This window comes from Nitratireductor sp. PBL-C9, from assembly GCF_050877045.1.
GTDB lineage: Bacteria > Pseudomonadota > Alphaproteobacteria > Rhizobiales > Rhizobiaceae > Nitratireductor > Nitratireductor aquimarinus.
In genome coordinates this window covers 504,297-519,365 of record NZ_JBPAXW010000001.1, presented here as the reverse complement: position 1 = coordinate 519,365, position 15,069 = coordinate 504,297, and the positions used below count along the sequence as shown (strand labels likewise).

Sequence of the window (15,069 nt, the reverse complement as noted above, 5' to 3'; positions counted from 1 at the left end):
CTCCATCAGTCGTCCCAGGCGGCGCCTTCCAGCAGGTTCATCGGAATCTTGAGATAGCGCTGTCCGTTCTTCTCGGGTTCCGGCAGCCGTCCGGCATTGGTGTTGATCTGCAGGGCGTGCAGGATCAGCTTCGGCATGGAAAGCGTCTTGTCGCGCGCGTCCCGTGCGGTGACGAACTCCGATTCAGTCTTGTAGACCGACATATGGATGTTCTTCGCCTTCTGCTCGGCCACGGTCGATTCCCACATGGGCTCTCGCCCGCCCGGCTGATAGTCGTGGCCGGTGAAGATGCGCGTTTCGTCGGGCAGGGCCAGAATATCCTGAATGGACTTCCAGAGTTCTGTCGCGCTGCCGCCGGGAAAGTCCGCGCGGGCCGTGCCGCCATCAGGCATGAACAGTGTGTCGTGAACAAAAGCGGCGTCACCGATCACATACGTGATCGAAGCGAGCGTATGGCCGGGTGAGAACATCACCTTTGCAGGGATGTTGCCGATCTTGAAGGTCTCGCCATCGGCGAAGAGCTTGTCCCACTGCGAGCCGTCTGCCGGGAAATCGGGCCAGTTGTAAAACCCCTTCCACAGCTTCTGGACCTCTGTCACCTTCTCACCGATTGCGGTCGGCGCTCCGGTTTTGTCCCTGAGATAGGCAGCGGCGGAAAAGTGGTCGGCGTGCGGATGCGTGTCGAGAATCCACTCGATCTCATAGCCCTTGCTGGCAATGAAGTTGAGAATGTTGTCGGCATGTGTGGTCGCTGTCGCTGCCGACTTCTCGTCATAGTCGAGAACAGGGTCGATGATGGCGCATTTGCCGGTTTCAGGATCGGCGACGACATACTGGATCGACCAGGTGCGCGGATCAAAAAAGCCGGTAACATCGGGCTTGGCTGTCATGGAAACGTCCTCTTGTTCATTGTCATGATCGACAGGCGGCTGACAGTCGAATGATGCTGTCTGCGTTTCTGTGCGGATGTTGTCTTGTGTTGATTTGTGCGCTGCCGGTTAGCGGCGCCGGTTGGGCTGGTTGGCACGCTTCAGGTGGCGGGTGATCAGGTGCCGGCTGAGCAGTAGTGATTGTAGAGCACGCCCACCACCTCACGCGCGATGTCGACCTCGATGTGGTACCAGATGGTCTGGCCGTCGCGGCGGCCGGCAATGATGCCGTCCCGACGCAGCAGCGCCAGATGCTGCGAAGCCGTGGAATCGCGAATGCCGAGGAACTCCGCGAGTTGCCCAACGGATTTCTCACCGTCGTTCAGGCTGCAAAGGATCAAAAGGCGATGCGGGTTCGACAGCGCCTTCATCAGCTCGCTCGCCTGGTCTACGGCGGTGCGCATTTCATCCGGGTTGATGGCAGTTTTAATATTCATGAATTCGTATATACGTTAATGCGTATATATAGTCAATATCAATTCCACCTCGGTCGTCGGGTCGGCGAGAAGTGAGCCGCTGAAGGGGCGTGCAATGGCGTTGCTTTGGCGTTTCAATGTGCGCCAAGGCCGGCTTTTGCTGAGGGGCGGCTGTTGATTTTTGGTGAAGCGGAGCCTGTCCCCGGTGCGTACAGGGCAGGATGGTTTGCGACAGGCCCATTCGCCCCAATGTGCGCAGGCGCGGTCTTCGGAGAAGCATTTGCTGAGCGATGTCGCTCAGCAAATGCTGTGCCGCCAGATCAGTGGCTTGCCTGAGTGAGGTCGGGCGGTGTCTTGCGCCCGGTCGGGTTGGTTTGCAACGCCTCTACGCCGGGGTCCCGTCAACCACGGCATCGAATTCCGAAATCTCGGCAAAGGCGGAGAGCGCCGTGCGGCCGAACTTGCTGGGAGCTGCAATCAGGAGCTTCCGGGAGGCTGCCTTCATGGCGGCCTTTTTGACTGCGATCTTCGACAGGTCGAAATCCATCACGCGCCCCTCGGTATCCACGGCGGAACACCCGATCAGCGCGAAGTCGAAGCGCAGGGCTGCGAGAGAGAGCATGATTTCCTCTCCGACAAGCGAGCCGTCGCGCCCCTCGACCTTGCGGCCAAGGACATTGACGTCATGCTGCGCGGGGTCGAAGGCGAGGGCGACGCGCATTGAGTTGGTGAATACCCGAAAGCCGGGGCGCTGGTTCAGGACGCTGGCTGTCATTTCGCTCGTCGTGCCAACATCGAAGAAAACGCTGGCTCCGTCAGGGAGAAGGGCGGCGGCAGCCTCTGCGACGCGCAATTTGTCGTCCACCGCCATGCTGCGCTTGTGCTGGTGATCCAGGCGCAGGGTTTCGGTGCTGCCGATGACACCTGCGCCGCCGTGAAAGCGCTGAAGCAATCCGGCTTCCGACAGCAGGATGATGTCGCGACGCACCGTCTGCGCCGACACGCCAAACTCTTCGGCCAATCCTTCGATCGTCACAAAGCCGGATGCTTCCGCGCGGGCCAGTATCTCGCTTTGTCGGGTGTTCAGTTGGGCTCGTTGAGCGTCATGCTTCATGTGCTTGTTCAGATGCTCGCTGTAATGTAAGAAAACTTACAATACTGAACATGCGCAAGAAAAGCGAGGCATAAAATGACACAACCGATCTATCGTCTGGCGGACGGGACCGTCTACGGCGTCAATGGCCGTCTGGATCCCTGGGACTGGTCCTGGAAGCCGGCAGCCGCGCCCGAGGGCGCGCGCGAGGCGACGGCGCGACAGGCCATTGCGCAGCTTGCAGCTACGGCAGCGCGCCGGATTCCCGTGGGCGTCATCGGTCCGCGCGAATGCGATGCGGAAAAGCTGGCGCTGGCCGAGCAGGTCGGGGCGGGTATAGGCGCGCTCGGCCTCACGATGATCTGCGGCGGGCGCACTGGCGTTATGGCCGCAGCAGCAAAGGGTTGCCGCGCTGCCGGAGGTCTTACGGTGGGTTTGTTGCCGGGCCATGACTGGCGCGAGGCCAATGATGATATCATGCTGCCCATTGCAACGGGCTTCAGCGAAGCCCGCAACATGATCATTGCCAAATCCTGTGCTGTTCTTGTTGCGGTCGGTGGCTCCTACGGGACCCTTAGCGAAATCGCCTACGGGCTGCATTTCTCGAAGCCGGTCATCGTCCTTGGAGATGCGCCGGATATCGAGGGGACAGAGCGCGCGAACGGCGCTGACGATGCAATCGAGCGTTTGTCGTCGCACCTCATTGCCAGTGCTATATTGTCATAAAGGTTACATATTGGCCTGATAGGTGTAAACTATCTCACATTCGAGAGGGCGACATACACCCATGTCAGCAATACTTGAGTTGCGCGACGTCACGCGACGCTTTGGCGATAAGACCGTGCTGGACAAGGTATCGATCACGATTGCGCAGGGAAGCTTTACCGCGCTTCTCGGCGCTTCCGGATGCGGCAAATCCACCAGTCTGCGCATCATGGCCGGTCTCGACCGGCCGACATCCGGCGAGGTGCTTCTCGGCGGCTCCGATGTGAGCGGTCTGAGCGCCTATGAACGCAACGTCGCCATGGTGTTCCAGTCCTATGCGCTTTATCCGCATCTGACTGTCGCGCAGAACATCGCCCTGCCGCTCACCATGCGGCACCTTTCAGCACTGGGGCGCGTCCCGTTTCTCGGCTCTCTCGTGCCGGGAGCGGCAGAGGCGCGCCGGACCATTCTCTCGAAGGTTGGCGAAGCGGCTGAAAGTCTGGGGCTGGCAGAACTGCTGGACCGGAAACCCGGCCAGCTGTCGGGAGGGCAGAAGCAGCGTGTGGCCCTGGGGCGCGCGCTGGTGCGTGATCCTGCACTGTTTCTTCTCGATGAGCCCTTGTCCAACCTCGATGCGCGGCTGCGCATTCGCATGCGTTCCGAGATCAGCGCGCTGCATCGCAGAACCGGCAAGGCGTTCGTCTATGTGACGCATGACCAGACCGAAGCGATGGCCATGGCCGACCAGATCGTCGTGATGATCGGCGGCGATGTCGCACAGGCGGGCGCGCCTCGGGAACTCTATGAGCGGCCGGCAAATCGCGACGTCGCCGCCTTCATCGGACACAACGCCATCAACTTCCTTGAGCCGGGCGACGGGATCGATGTCGACGGGGCCATCGTCGGCCTGCGGCCCGAAGATCTTGCGCCTGCCGCGACCGGCGCACTGACGGGGCGGCTGGAATCTGCCGAATATCTGGGCTCGGAAATCGTTCTCAGCCTGCGCAGCGCGAAAGGCACAGAGATCCGGGCGATAGCGCCTGCCGATTTCGACGTGCCCGCACCCGGCAGCGAAGTCCGCCTCGGGTACGCGCCGCACAAACTGCATCTGTTTGACGCTGCAACGGGCGTTCGGCGGAGGACAACCCCATGAGGCTGTCAATCGAACGGCGTCAGGCGCTGACCGATCTGTGGCTCGTCGGGCCGGCGACCCTTGCGCTGTTTCTCTTCATCTTCCTGCCAGTGGCCATTGTCGCGGTCCTGTCCTTCACCGACTACCAGTTCGGCGCTGCGAGCTTCAACTGGAGCGGCCTGGACAATTACATCAAGCTCTTTTCCTCCAGCATCGGAAGGCGCGCGGTCACCAACACGCTGATCTATGTGGCGATCGTGATCCCGTTCTCGGTCGGCTTCGGCCTGCTTGTCGCGGCCGGGCTGCATCAGATGTCGAACTGGGCTCCGCGTCTCTCCAACGTGTTGAAGACGGTTTACTTCCTGCCGGTGGCGGCAACACTGGTCGCCATGTCCGTCGCCTGGCAGATGGTTCTGCACCCCTCACTCGGGATTGTGAACCAGACGCTGTTCTCGATGGGGCTGCCGACGCCAAACTGGCTCAGCGACCGCGGGCTGGTGCTTTACACACTCTCCATGATCGGCATCTGGCAGAGTGTCGGCTACAACATGGTGCTTTTTCTGGCCGGCCTCGCGGCAATCCCGTCAGAACTCTATGACGCCGCCGAAGTTGACGGTGCGGGGAGCGGGTGGTCGCGCTTCTGGACCGTCACATGGCCGATGCTCGGACCGACGACTTTGTTCGTGATGGTCGTAACCGCGACCAATGCGTTCCGCGTGTTTGAAACCGTGGCCACGATGACCAAGGGCGGTCCCGCATTCGCATCGGACACGCTTGTCTATGCGCTTTACCGGGAAGGTTTCGTCTACTTCAAGGCCGGCTACGCCAGCGCCATCACGATGGTGTTTTTCGCCTTCCTGCTCGCGCTCGCCCTCATCCAGTTCCGTTTTGTCGAAAAGCGGGTGCATTACCGATGAACCATCCGATCCGCAGCCGCGTGCTACCTCTCGTTCTCCTGCTCACGGGTGCAGCCGTCATTCTGCTGCCCTTCGTGTGGATGCTGTCACTGGCGTTCAAACCGCGCGACGAGATCTTCACGACGACAATCGAGTTCCTGCCGTCGCAGATCGAATGGAGCAATTTCACCTTTGCGCTCACCGAAACGGACATTCCCCTGTTTCTGTGGAACGGGCTTGTGATGGTGACGGGCATCCTTTTCTTCCAGATCCTGTTCGCCGTTCCGTGCGCCTATGCGCTTGCCCAGCGCAGATTTGCCGGGCGCGGCCTGCTTTTCGGTCTGGTCGTCGCCGCCCTTCTGGTGCCATTCCATGTGACGGCGATCCCGATTTTTCTGGGCTTTGCCCAAATCGGCATTCTGAACACGATGTGGGCGCTGATCCTGCCGTTCATTCAGACCGCATTCGGCATTTTCCTCTTCCGGCAGTTTTTCGCGCAATTGCCGGCGGATCTGTTTGATGCAGCCCGCGTGGACGGGATGAGCGAGACCGCCATTGTCTGGCGCATCGCTTTCCCCCTGGCCCTGCCGGCCGCGACGGCATTCGCGATCTTCTCGGTCACCGCGCACTGGAACGACCTGTTCTGGCCGCTGATCGCGACGACGGACCCGAATCTGGCCACGCCGCCGCGCGGCATCCTTTATTTTCGCGATCAGGAATCCGGCGACAATGTCGGCCCGCTGATGGCTGCCGCCGTTATCGTCACCGCACCGCTCGTGATCGCTTTCCTATTGGCTCAACGCAAATTCATTCAGGGCATTGCCGCTGGAGGACTGAAGGGTTGAGCCGAGCAATTCCAGAATGTGCCCGGATCCAACCGCGCCGACGACTTCCATCAATCAGGAGTGAAACGACATGAGAAAGACACTACTCGCATCAGTCTTTGCCATAGCCGGCGTGACCGGCGTGCACGCGCAGGAAACCGAGATCCGCGTTCACTACGCGATCCCCACGATCTGGGCCGACACCCAGAAGACGCTGGCCGATGCATTCATGGAGAAGCATCCGGACGTCAAAATCACGCTCGACGGCGCCGCCGAGGGCTACGAAGACGGGGTGCAGCGCCTGCTTCGTGAATCGGTTGCCGGCACAGGCCCGGATGTCGCCTATGTCGGGCTCAACCTCTGGCGCGTTCTGGAAGACCGTGGTCTGGCCCAGCCGCTTGACGGGTTCCTCGGAGACGAGCCGCTCGCGCAGGGCTATACGCCGGCGCTTCTGTCCCTCGGCCGTTTCCAGGATACGCAGTATGCTCTGGCCACCTCGGCCTCGACCCTGGTCATGTATGTGAACCCGGTGCTTGTCGAGAAAGCCGGCGGCTCGATGGAGGAATTCCCGGATACGTTCGACGGCGTGATCGAACTGGCTGCCAAAATCAATGCGCTCGACGGTGCAACGGATGGCGTATGGATCGGTCGGCATGACTGGCGTTTCCAGTCGCTGCTTGGTTCCCATGGCGGTCGTCCGATGAACGAGGACGAAAGCGACATCACCTTCGACGGCCCGGAAGGGATCACGGCAGCGGGGCTTTATCAGCGCTTTGCCGATGAAGCGGGCATGAAGTCCTATTCCGAGAACGACGCCCGTCAGGCTTTCCCTGCCGGAACGCTTGGCATCATGTTCGAAAGCTCCTCACTGCAGACGCGCTTTACGGAAGGCGCTGGCGACAAGTTCGACCTGACGGTCAAGCCGCTGCCAGTCGCTGCTGAAGACAAATCCAAGGTCTACTTCCCGACCGGCGGCTCGGCCATTGTCATGCTGACCGATGACGAAGCCAAGCAACAGGCTGCCTGGGACTACATGGCCTTCGTGACCGGCCCCGAGGGCCAGAAGATTATCGTGGAGAACACCGGCTACGCGCCGGCCAACGCCAAGGTGATCGAGGACGAAGCCTATCTGGGCGAGTTTTACGCAAGCAACCCCAATGCCCGCGTGGCGCATACCCAGGTCGCAAACTATGCCGGCCCCTGGTACGCGTATCCGGGTGCGGAAGGCGTGGCGGCGACTGATCTGATCGCAGCGTCGCTGGTCGAAGTGACCGAAGGTGCAGACGCTGAAGCAACGACCAAGGATCTCGCCGAGACACTGCGCGACCTCCTTGGCATGAACTAGCCCAAGCTCAATGCCGGCGGGCGGTTTTCTCTACCGTTCGCCGGCGTTTTTCGGGCCCGTGGAGTCAGTCTGTCTTTTGCTTTCTCGCAATCATGCGGTTGTCAGACGCTTCCATCTGACAGCAAGTTGTACAGAGCGGACTTCACAGCGAGCGCTGATTGACCCGTTTCGACACTTCCTCCGCGCTCTCAACGCGTTCGGAATAGCGGTCAGTCAGGTATTCCGTGCGGTCGCGCAGCAGCAGCGTGAACTTCATCAGTTCTTCCATCACATCGACGATGCGATTGTAGTAAGGCGAGGGTTTCATCCGGCCCTCGGCATCGAATTCGTTAAACGCCTTGGCCACAGACGACTGGTTGGGGATGGTAACCATCCGCATCCAGCGACCGAGCACACGCAGCTGGTTCACCGCGTTGAAGCTCTGTGATCCGCCGCAGACCTGCATCACGGCAAGGGTCCGGCCCTGTGTCGGCCTTACGCCACCGAGTGACAGCGGCAGCCAGTCGATCTGCGCCTTCATGATCCCGGTCATTGAGCCATGGCGTTCGGGCGAGCACCAGACTTGTCCCTCCGACCACATCGACAGATCGCGCAGTTCCTTGACCTTTGGATGGTCCGCTGATGTCGCGTCGGGCAATGGCAGGCCCGAAGGATCAAAGATGCGAACCTCCGCTCCCAGCCTGCGCAGGATCCGTGCAGCTTCTTCCGTGGCCAGTCTTGAATAGGAGCGTTCGCGCAGCGAGCCATAAAGCATGAGAATGCGTGGCGGATGCGTCGAAAGGGGCGGCTGGAACAGGGCTTCCGGATCGATTGTCCGAAACTGTTCCTCGTCGAGGTTGGGGAGGTTGTCTATGGGCTGGCTTGGAAGGGTCATTGGCATTCTCACGGGCGCGCAAAGCGGCATCGCCCCTTATTTCGATGATTGTCGAAATATGGGTAACGTCGTGCGAATGCGCAGTCAAGGCCATATGCGGCCAACGAGCCGGCAGGTCCACCATGCCTCCGTTGGCTGAACGGAAGCGTTTGGCCCGTCCAAGCTCCTGAGGGACGGGCCGGTATTTCTGTCGTCAGACCACCATGCACGGGGCGGTCTGTTCGAGCGGCCGGCCGGGGCGGGCGCCGGTTTTCTCGCCATCGACCCAGACTTCGCGTCCGTTGACGAACACCCGGTCGATGCCCACCGCCGGGCGGATTGGCGTCTCGAAGGTTGCGCCCTCGGCGATGGTCTCGGGATCGAAGATGACGAGATCTGCAAAGCCGCCGACGGCGATGCGACCGCGACCGCCAAGCCCGAAGCGGTCTGCTGGCATGGAGGTCATGCGGCGCACGGCTTCTTCCAGCGAGAACAGCGACAGGTCGCGGGCATAGTGACCAAGCACGCGCGGGAATGTGCCCCAGACGCGCGGGTGGGGGTGCTTGCCGCTGGGGATGCCGTCCGAACAGATGATCGTGTGTTCGTAAGACAGGATGCGCTGAACATCGTCTTCGCTCATGATGAAGAAAATGCCGGTCGCGGGCAGAAGCTTCTGCAGCGCGGTGTCGATGTCGGTGTCCCATTCCCCGGCGATGTCGGACAGGTCGCGGCCAGCCATCTGCGGATAGGGCTCGCTTTCAGCCACGATCACGCGGGTCGCCTGCCTGTGCCTGCCGGAATCGAGGATGGTGGATGACGCAATCCACGGTGTGGTGTCGAGGCCCACATCCTGCTTCTGCATGGCATCGTCGATCATTTTCAGCGTGGTGACTGACATGCCGTGGTTGGCGAGCCCGGCGCATTTGTGGTGGGAGACATGCACACCGCAGCAGGATTCACGCCCCACGGTAAAGGTCTCTTCAAGCCCCTGAACCACGCGGTCGCCCTCGTCGCGCATGTGGGTGACATAGAGCTTGCCGTGCGCCTGCGTGATCTTGGCCACCTCGATCAGCTCTTCAGTGGTGGAGGCGCGCGCGGGTGGGTAGAAAGGGCCGGTGGAAAGCCCGATTGCGCCTTCGCCCAGCGCACGGTCGAGCTTGCGGCACATTTCTTTCAGCTGCGCTGCATCGGCTGCTTTGTTCAGGTCGGGCAGTTCGTTCACGCGCAGCGTGGAGTGCCCGATCAGGCAGGCTGCATTGACCGCTGCCGGTTCCGCGAGAAGCCGGTCGCGATAGGCGGCGTAGGTTTCAAACCGCAGCGCTTCATCTTCGATGATCATGCGCAGAGGGGCGGGGATCTCGCCCTTCGGCACGAGCGGCGCGATGGAGAAACCGCAATTGCCGTTGATGACGGAGGTGACGCCCTGCGATGTCATGAACTCCATGTCGGGCTGGGTGAGCATCGCGGCATCATGGTGCACATGCGGATCGATGAAGCCGGGCGCGACGACGCGGCCCTTCGCTTCGATCTCGCGTCCGGCGGACCAGTGTTTCAGGTCACCGGTGGCGACAATGCGGTCGTCGGACACGGCCACATCACCCTTGCGACGGGGGGCGCCTGTACCGTCGATGATGTCTGCGCCGCGGATGATGAGATCAGCGTGCATGGGAAGGCTCCTGTATTGTTGTGTCGAAGGTCAGGTGGCGTCGCTGTCCGCAGGCGGCACGCCGTCATCGCCGCACCATCGGGCGGCGAGATGAACGAGAATGAAGACGATCATGATTGGAACGGCCACGGCCACCCAGAAGGTGCTGAAGGGCAGTGCGTCGGCCATGGTGCGGCTGTGGCGCAGCAGAAAACCGCGCGCCGGGTTCATGTTGGGACCGTAGAAAACGTACCAGAGGATCGGCAGAAGATAGATCAGAACCACGGCCGACCGCATCAGCGCGGCGGCAAGCCCGAGAAGGGCGTTTCGTGAACCTTCCCCGGTGAAGAGCGCCGGATCGAACCGGCGCTTGAATGATATCGTGGCGCCCATGAGGCCGGCCCAGATCATCGCGTATCGGGCCAGCTCCTCTGTATAGGCTGGCGGCTGGTTGAAGACATAGCGCGCCAGGACCTGCAGCATGACGGCCCCCACGAGGATCACCAGCGCCACGCCGGCCATCACTGTGGCCAGACGATCGAGTCCGTTGCTGAAGCGGATGACGGATTTGGCGATGTGTTTCATGGGGGCGGCCATTGCTTAGTCTGCGACGGAGTCGCGGGCTTCGGTCCAGATGCTCAGCTGGTCGTCCGGCAGAGACGTCGCCCAGGTGGCGCGGGCCAGCTCGGCCATCTTTCCGCGTTCGCCTTCGGCAAGCTCGGTGATGGTCACGCCAGCGGCTTCATGCTTTGCGCGCACTTCGCTGGCCCAGTTGTTGACCCAGTCCCTGTTCGCTTTCTTGCCGGCTGCGAGGGCAGCGTCGATCTGGCCCTTTTCCTCATCACCCAGCGACGTGTACCAGTCTTCCGAAATCAGAACGATGCGCGAGGACGGCGTGATGTCGGCGGGCGTGAAGTGCTTCAGAAACTCGGTGTGGCCGGTGCGGATGGCCGAGTTCGGCGGGTTGAAATAGCCATCGGCAACGCCGGTCTGGATGGCGTTTGCCACTTCCGACCAGGAGACGATCGTGCCAGTTGCGCCCAGCGCTTCCTGCAGTGCGATCTGCTCGCTGTTGAGCGCGCGGAAGCGCAGGTCGGACATGTCCTCGACCTTGGCGATCGGCTTCTTGGAATTGTGAATGCCGATATCCATGCCGATGTAATTGACGTCCACGAAACGCACGCCATTGTCGAGAAGCGGACCGTTCATCTGCTCAAGCATGTCCGTTTCCGAAAGCACGGCGTCGATCTGTTCGCGGTTCTCGAAGAAGAACGGGAGCTGGACGCCCTTCATCAGCGGTGACATGCCGAAACCGGTGGAGAGGGCGGCGAGATTGACCTCCAGAAGGCCCTGGGCAACCTGGTCGAAACGCTCTTTTTCCGAGCCCAGCGTGCCGGACGGGAAAATGGAGACCTCGAATTCGGTACCCTTGAGCGCATCGGCAAAGCCGTGGGCGAAGGCTGCTTCCGGGTTGGTCGCCGTATCGTCGGCGCCGTTCATGGCGATCTTGATGTCAGCGGCCTGTGCAGCGGCGGTCATGAGCGCAAGCGCCGAGATGGCGAGGGCTTTGGGTAAAAACTTCATTTTTTCTCCTCCGTTTTGTTTCGTTTTCCGTCAGGCGAGCCCCAACAGGCGTGGAATGGCCAGAGAAATCTCCGGGAAATAGGTGAGCACCAGCAGCAGCGCGACTTCGGCCAGAAAGAAGGGCAGGGTGGCGCGTATCAGCCGCCAGTAATTCATGCGCACCGTGGTCGCGAGGATCAGCAGAACCCCTCCGAGCGGCGGCGAAAGAAGGCCGGTGGTGATGTTGAAGCAGATCACGATGCCCAGATGCACGGGGTCGACGCCCATGGCGATTGCGACAGGTGCGAAGATCGGGGCGAACAACGCCACGGCGGCCTTCACATCCATCGCCATGCCGGCCACCAGAAAGATCAGGTTGATCAGCATCAGATATTGCAGCGGGCTGAGGTTCCAGTCTTCCACCGTTGCCTTGATGGCCTGCGGCCATTGCAGAAGCGCAGCGATGTAGGAAAAGGTCGAGATCGCGCACAGGATGATGAACAGCCCGCCAAGCATCACCGCCGTGCGTTGCAGGCTTGCGCCCACCTGGCTCCAGGTGAGATTGCCATGGGTGAAACCGACCACCAGAGCCGCAATCACGGCCACCGCTGCCGCTTCAGCCGGCGTCATGAAGCCGAATAGCGTGCCGCCGAGAATGATCACCGGCAGGGTCATGGCGGGCAGGGCCCTCAGGAGCGAGGGGAAGAATGCAGGCACGTCCTCGCCCGGGCCGCCGGGGTGGTTGTCGCGATGGGCGTAATAGGCGTTGATCGCCATCAGAACGCCGGCCAGCAGCAGGCCGGGCAGAATGCCGGCGGCGAAAAGCGCAGTGACGTTCGTCTCCATCAGCGCGCCATAGAAGATCAGGATGGACGACGGCGGGATGATCGGGCCGATGATCGACGATGCGCCGGTGATGGCCGCGGCGTAGTCGAGCGAATAGCCGCGCCGGCGCATCTCGGGCACCAGCGAGTTGCCGAGTGCGGCGGCGTCGGAGACCGCCGAGCCGGATACGCCGGCAAAGAACACCGAAGTCATCACGTTGACATGGCCCAGGCCGCCCTTGAGGCGTCCGAGGAAGGACATGCAGAAATCGATCAGCGCGGTTGCCAGACCGCCACGGTTCATCAAATCGCCCGCGAAGATAAACAGCGGCATGGCCAGAAAGGCGAACACATCGAGCTGGCTGAAAAGCCGCTGGGGCAGGACCGCCATATACATCTGACGGTCGGCCGCAATGAAGGTCAGGATCGCGGAAGCGCCAATGACATAGGCAATGGCGGCGCCGGCCATGAGGCCGAAAACGGTGAATGCGATGATAAGCGGCGCCTGCATGGCTCTTGGGTTCCCCTCCCCGATGGCTCACACAAATCTGGCGAAAGCGCTTGCGTTAGAAAATAGAAAAGTTTTCACTATTCCATAGCATTTCTCTATGGAGTGGCGGAAAAACGGGGAGGCAGCGCGGCCATGAAGCCATTGACTTTGCAGCGTTTGCAGGTTTTCTGCGCGGTCTACGAGCGGCAGTCGATCACGGCGGCGGCGCGGCAAATGAACCTGTCGCAACCCACGGTCAGCCGCCATCTGCGTGACCTCGAAGCGGCCATCGGCCTGACGCTTTTCGTGCTCGACAAGGGGCGCGTGATCCCGACCGTCGAGGCGGACGCCATCTACAATGAGAGCCGTTTTCTCTATGACGGGATCAGCCGGCTGGAACAACGCATCGACTCGCTGCGAAAGGGCGTCGGCACGCGCCTTCTGGTGATGTCGGTCGGGCTTTTCGCGCCCTATTTCGTGCCCACCGCGCTGCGCAGGGTGCTGGATGCGATGCCGGGCCTGCGCGTGGCCGTGGATGTGGGGACGGCGCAGCAGCAGGTTCAGGCGATACGTGCGGGCATGGTCGATGTCGGGCTCGTCATCGGCAGGTTTCAGGCTGACGACATATCCACAGAGCCGCTGGGGCGTGGCCGTCTGGTGGTACTGAGCCCAAAGGATGGCCCGCTGACCCGGCTGGACCGTGTCAGGCTGGAGGATCTGAGTTCCGTGCCAATGCTGGGACTGACCCCGCGTGGCCCCATCGGGCGTGTGCTGAACGAGGCGCTTCTGGAGCGCGGATTGCCTTTCGACAATACGGTGACGGGCAACACACTGGTTTCCGTACCCCATCTCGTTCTGGCAATGCAGCGCTCTGCGGTGGTTGATGAGTTTACCGCCGCCTTTCACGGTCTGGATGGGCTGGTGACGCTGCCGCTGGAGCCCGACCTGCCGCTCGATATCCAGTCGATCTCCATGGGTGCAACGGCGAGCAAAGTGGCCAGCCAGCTCTTCCTGAAGGAAATACGTGGAATGCTCGCAGACTGGCGGGCAGGGAAGATGCAGTTTTAGGAGCGGGGCGCGTCCTGCGCGCTTCGGCGTGGTGTGGCTTCACGTCGGTGGATGTCCCCATTGCCCATGATGCTGTGCCGTTGATCAGGCATGGACAGAATCTCCGTGGGAAGGTTCCCACAAGCAAGGGCTCATGCTAATGAAGAAGATGAGGAGGACAGAATCAGAGTGACGGATAACGCCGCTTCCCTGACCATTATCGACATTGCGCGGCTCTCTGGCGTGTCCAAGAGCACAGTGTCCCGTGTGCTGTCCGGGGCGGAGAATGTGTCCGAGGAGGCGCGTCGCAAGGTGACCGAGGCCGTTGAGGCATCCGGCTTTCGGCGCAACGAGCTTGCGCGGTCCCTGCGGTCCGGGCGCACCGGCATGGTTGGCCTTCTGATCCCTGATATTGCCAACCCCTTCTGGGCCGAGGTCGCCCGTGGCGCGCAGGATGCGGCCACGGAAGAGATGGCCTCTGTCCTGATCTTCAATTCTGACTGGGATCCCGAGCGGGAGCGCCGGCATCTCATGGCGCTGACCCAGTCGCGGGTCGATGGCGCGATTGTGAATCCGGTCCAGAACGGGCTGGATGAACTCTCCCGCAGCCAGGTTCCGCTGGTGCTGATCGGCTCGTCGGCCGAACGGTTTCCGGAACTGCCTTCGGTCGGCAGCGATATTACGCAGGGTGTGCAGCTCGGGCTTGAGCGACTTGTTCAGGCCGATCTCGGAATGCCGGCCCTCTTGGTCGGCGATCCGCATCGTACCGCGCGGGAGCGGTTCGTTGGCGCTGTTCGCGAGTTTGGCGCGGCGCAGGGCTGGCCGGTCGAGGGGCTGAGGCTTCAGGACGGTCACTACACCATTGAGGGTGGTCGCGACGCCATGAAGCAGCTGCTTCAGGGCGGTGTGCCGCGCGTTGTTTTCGCGGCCAATGACATGATGGCGCTGGGCGCGCTTCATGCCGTCCGGGAGGCCGGGCTGAACTGCCCGGAGGATGTGGCCATTCTCGGTTTCGACGGAACGCCGGCGGCGGAGGTCTCGATGCCGGGACTCACAACGATCATGAAGCCTTCGCGCGATATTGGCCGGCGGGCATTTGAATTGCTGAGCCGGAAGATCGCTGGTGATGAGGATGTTCCGCACATGTCGCTGCCCTGTTCGCTCGTTGAGCGGGGGACGCTGCCGACAAGAGAAGGGCCGCGCGTCGTTCGCGGGGAGGAGAGGACAGCGACGTGACAAAGCACGACAAGGCAGGGGCTTTTTCGCCCGAAATTGGGAACGTTCCCAATCGCGCACGGCCTCGACAG

Annotated in this window: 15 protein-coding genes; 7 read left to right on the top strand and 8 right to left on the bottom strand. The window is 61.6% G+C overall.

Annotated elements, in window-relative coordinates:
- Window positions 1–5: 5 nt before the first annotated feature.
- The 3 genes from ACRTG1_RS02450 to ACRTG1_RS02440 form a co-directional block, all read right to left on the bottom strand.
- The gene (locus tag ACRTG1_RS02450; RefSeq protein ID WP_432515703.1) at window positions 6–890 is read right to left on the bottom strand and encodes an MBL fold metallo-hydrolase; all 885 of its coding nucleotides are present in this window, start codon (window positions 888–890) and stop codon (window positions 6–8) included.
- A 155-nt stretch (window positions 891–1,045) separates the two neighbouring features.
- Entirely contained in the window at window positions 1,046–1,366 is a 321-nt protein-coding gene (locus tag ACRTG1_RS02445) for an ArsR/SmtB family transcription factor (RefSeq protein ID WP_432515702.1), read from the bottom strand.
- 364 nt (window positions 1,367–1,730) lie between these two features.
- Complete coding sequence (locus ACRTG1_RS02440; protein WP_432515701.1) at window positions 1,731–2,459, bottom strand: DeoR/GlpR family DNA-binding transcription regulator; 729 nt, start codon at window positions 2,457–2,459, stop codon at window positions 1,731–1,733.
- Window positions 2,460–2,534: 75 nt separating this feature from the next.
- On the opposite strand from ACRTG1_RS02440, the gene ACRTG1_RS02435 reads away from it, so the two are divergent.
- The 5 genes from ACRTG1_RS02435 to ACRTG1_RS02415 all read left to right on the top strand — a co-directional run bounded on the left by ACRTG1_RS02435 (window position 2,535) and on the right by ACRTG1_RS02415 (window position 7,340).
- Complete coding sequence (locus ACRTG1_RS02435; RefSeq protein WP_206552968.1) at window positions 2,535–3,164, top strand: TIGR00725 family protein; 630 nt, start codon at window positions 2,535–2,537, stop codon at window positions 3,162–3,164.
- 61 nt (window positions 3,165–3,225) lie between these two features.
- On the top strand, window positions 3,226–4,296 hold the full coding sequence (locus ACRTG1_RS02430) for an ABC transporter ATP-binding protein (protein ID WP_206549304.1): 1,071 nt from the start codon (window positions 3,226–3,228) through the stop codon (window positions 4,294–4,296).
- A complete protein-coding gene (locus ACRTG1_RS02425; RefSeq protein WP_206549305.1) occupies window positions 4,293–5,192 on the top strand; it encodes a carbohydrate ABC transporter permease in 900 nt (299 codons plus the stop codon). The genes ACRTG1_RS02430 and ACRTG1_RS02425 overlap by 4 nt, the downstream gene beginning before the upstream one ends.
- A complete protein-coding gene (locus tag ACRTG1_RS02420) occupies window positions 5,189–6,016 on the top strand; it encodes a carbohydrate ABC transporter permease (protein ID WP_113156648.1) in 828 nt (275 codons plus the stop codon). The genes ACRTG1_RS02425 and ACRTG1_RS02420 overlap by 4 nt, the downstream gene beginning before the upstream one ends.
- Window positions 6,017–6,086: 70 nt before the next feature.
- The gene (locus tag ACRTG1_RS02415) at window positions 6,087–7,340 is read left to right on the top strand and encodes an ABC transporter substrate-binding protein (RefSeq protein ID WP_113156649.1); all 1,254 of its coding nucleotides are present in this window, start codon (window positions 6,087–6,089) and stop codon (window positions 7,338–7,340) included.
- Between the two features lie 142 nt (window positions 7,341–7,482).
- Here the strand turns inward: ACRTG1_RS02415 and arsH are convergent, their stop codons facing one another.
- The 5 genes from arsH to ACRTG1_RS02390 form a co-directional block, all read right to left on the bottom strand.
- Window positions 7,483–8,214 (bottom strand): arsenical resistance protein ArsH, encoded by a 732-nt coding sequence (gene arsH, locus ACRTG1_RS02410; protein ID WP_113156650.1) that lies wholly within the window; start codon window positions 8,212–8,214, stop codon window positions 7,483–7,485.
- Window positions 8,215–8,407: 193 nt separating this feature from the next.
- Complete coding sequence (locus ACRTG1_RS02405) at window positions 8,408–9,859, bottom strand: N-acyl-D-amino-acid deacylase family protein (protein ID WP_432515700.1); 1,452 nt, start codon at window positions 9,857–9,859, stop codon at window positions 8,408–8,410.
- Between the two features lie 30 nt (window positions 9,860–9,889).
- Window positions 9,890–10,423, bottom strand: coding sequence for a TRAP transporter small permease (locus ACRTG1_RS02400; protein WP_246747111.1), 534 nt, complete (start codon window positions 10,421–10,423; stop codon window positions 9,890–9,892).
- Window positions 10,424–10,438: 15 nt separating this feature from the next.
- On the bottom strand, window positions 10,439–11,422 hold the full coding sequence (locus tag ACRTG1_RS02395; protein WP_113156653.1) for a TRAP transporter substrate-binding protein: 984 nt from the start codon (window positions 11,420–11,422) through the stop codon (window positions 10,439–10,441).
- 30 nt (window positions 11,423–11,452) lie between these two features.
- Complete coding sequence (locus tag ACRTG1_RS02390; protein WP_113156654.1) at window positions 11,453–12,736, bottom strand: TRAP transporter large permease; 1,284 nt, start codon at window positions 12,734–12,736, stop codon at window positions 11,453–11,455.
- Between the two features lie 132 nt (window positions 12,737–12,868).
- Here ACRTG1_RS02390 and ACRTG1_RS02385 point away from each other — a divergent pair, with 132 nt between their 5' ends.
- Window positions 12,869–13,783, top strand: coding sequence for a LysR family transcriptional regulator (locus ACRTG1_RS02385; RefSeq protein WP_113156655.1), 915 nt, complete (start codon window positions 12,869–12,871; stop codon window positions 13,781–13,783).
- Between the two features lie 168 nt (window positions 13,784–13,951).
- A complete protein-coding gene (locus ACRTG1_RS02380) occupies window positions 13,952–14,998 on the top strand; it encodes a LacI family DNA-binding transcriptional regulator (protein WP_432515699.1) in 1,047 nt (348 codons plus the stop codon).
- Window positions 14,999–15,069: the final 71 nt, after the last annotated feature.

What these genes read in the sequence shown, in the direction of transcription:
- ACRTG1_RS02450 (WP_432515703.1), bottom strand. Translation starts at nt 890, where the DNA reads ATGACAGCCAAGCCCGATGTTACCGGCTTTTTTGATCCGCGCACCTGG.
- ACRTG1_RS02445 (WP_432515702.1), bottom strand. Translation starts at nt 1,366, where the DNA reads ATGAATATTAAAACTGCCATCAACCCGGATGAAATGCGCACCGCCGTA.
- ACRTG1_RS02440 (WP_432515701.1), bottom strand. Translation starts at nt 2,459, where the DNA reads ATGAAGCATGACGCTCAACGAGCCCAACTGAACACCCGACAAAGCGAG.
- ACRTG1_RS02435 (WP_206552968.1), top strand. Translation starts at nt 2,535, where the DNA reads ATGACACAACCGATCTATCGTCTGGCGGACGGGACCGTCTACGGCGTC.
- ACRTG1_RS02430 (WP_206549304.1), top strand. Translation starts at nt 3,226, where the DNA reads ATGTCAGCAATACTTGAGTTGCGCGACGTCACGCGACGCTTTGGCGAT.
- ACRTG1_RS02425 (WP_206549305.1), top strand. Translation starts at nt 4,293, where the DNA reads ATGAGGCTGTCAATCGAACGGCGTCAGGCGCTGACCGATCTGTGGCTC.
- ACRTG1_RS02420 (WP_113156648.1), top strand. Translation starts at nt 5,189, where the DNA reads ATGAACCATCCGATCCGCAGCCGCGTGCTACCTCTCGTTCTCCTGCTC.
- ACRTG1_RS02415 (WP_113156649.1), top strand. Translation starts at nt 6,087, where the DNA reads ATGAGAAAGACACTACTCGCATCAGTCTTTGCCATAGCCGGCGTGACC.
- arsH (WP_113156650.1), bottom strand. Translation starts at nt 8,214, where the DNA reads ATGACCCTTCCAAGCCAGCCCATAGACAACCTCCCCAACCTCGACGAG.
- ACRTG1_RS02405 (WP_432515700.1), bottom strand. Translation starts at nt 9,859, where the DNA reads ATGCACGCTGATCTCATCATCCGCGGCGCAGACATCATCGACGGTACA.
- ACRTG1_RS02400 (WP_246747111.1), bottom strand. Translation starts at nt 10,423, where the DNA reads ATGAAACACATCGCCAAATCCGTCATCCGCTTCAGCAACGGACTCGAT.
- ACRTG1_RS02395 (WP_113156653.1), bottom strand. Translation starts at nt 11,422, where the DNA reads ATGAAGTTTTTACCCAAAGCCCTCGCCATCTCGGCGCTTGCGCTCATG.
- ACRTG1_RS02390 (WP_113156654.1), bottom strand. Translation starts at nt 12,736, where the DNA reads ATGCAGGCGCCGCTTATCATCGCATTCACCGTTTTCGGCCTCATGGCC.
- ACRTG1_RS02385 (WP_113156655.1), top strand. Translation starts at nt 12,869, where the DNA reads ATGAAGCCATTGACTTTGCAGCGTTTGCAGGTTTTCTGCGCGGTCTAC.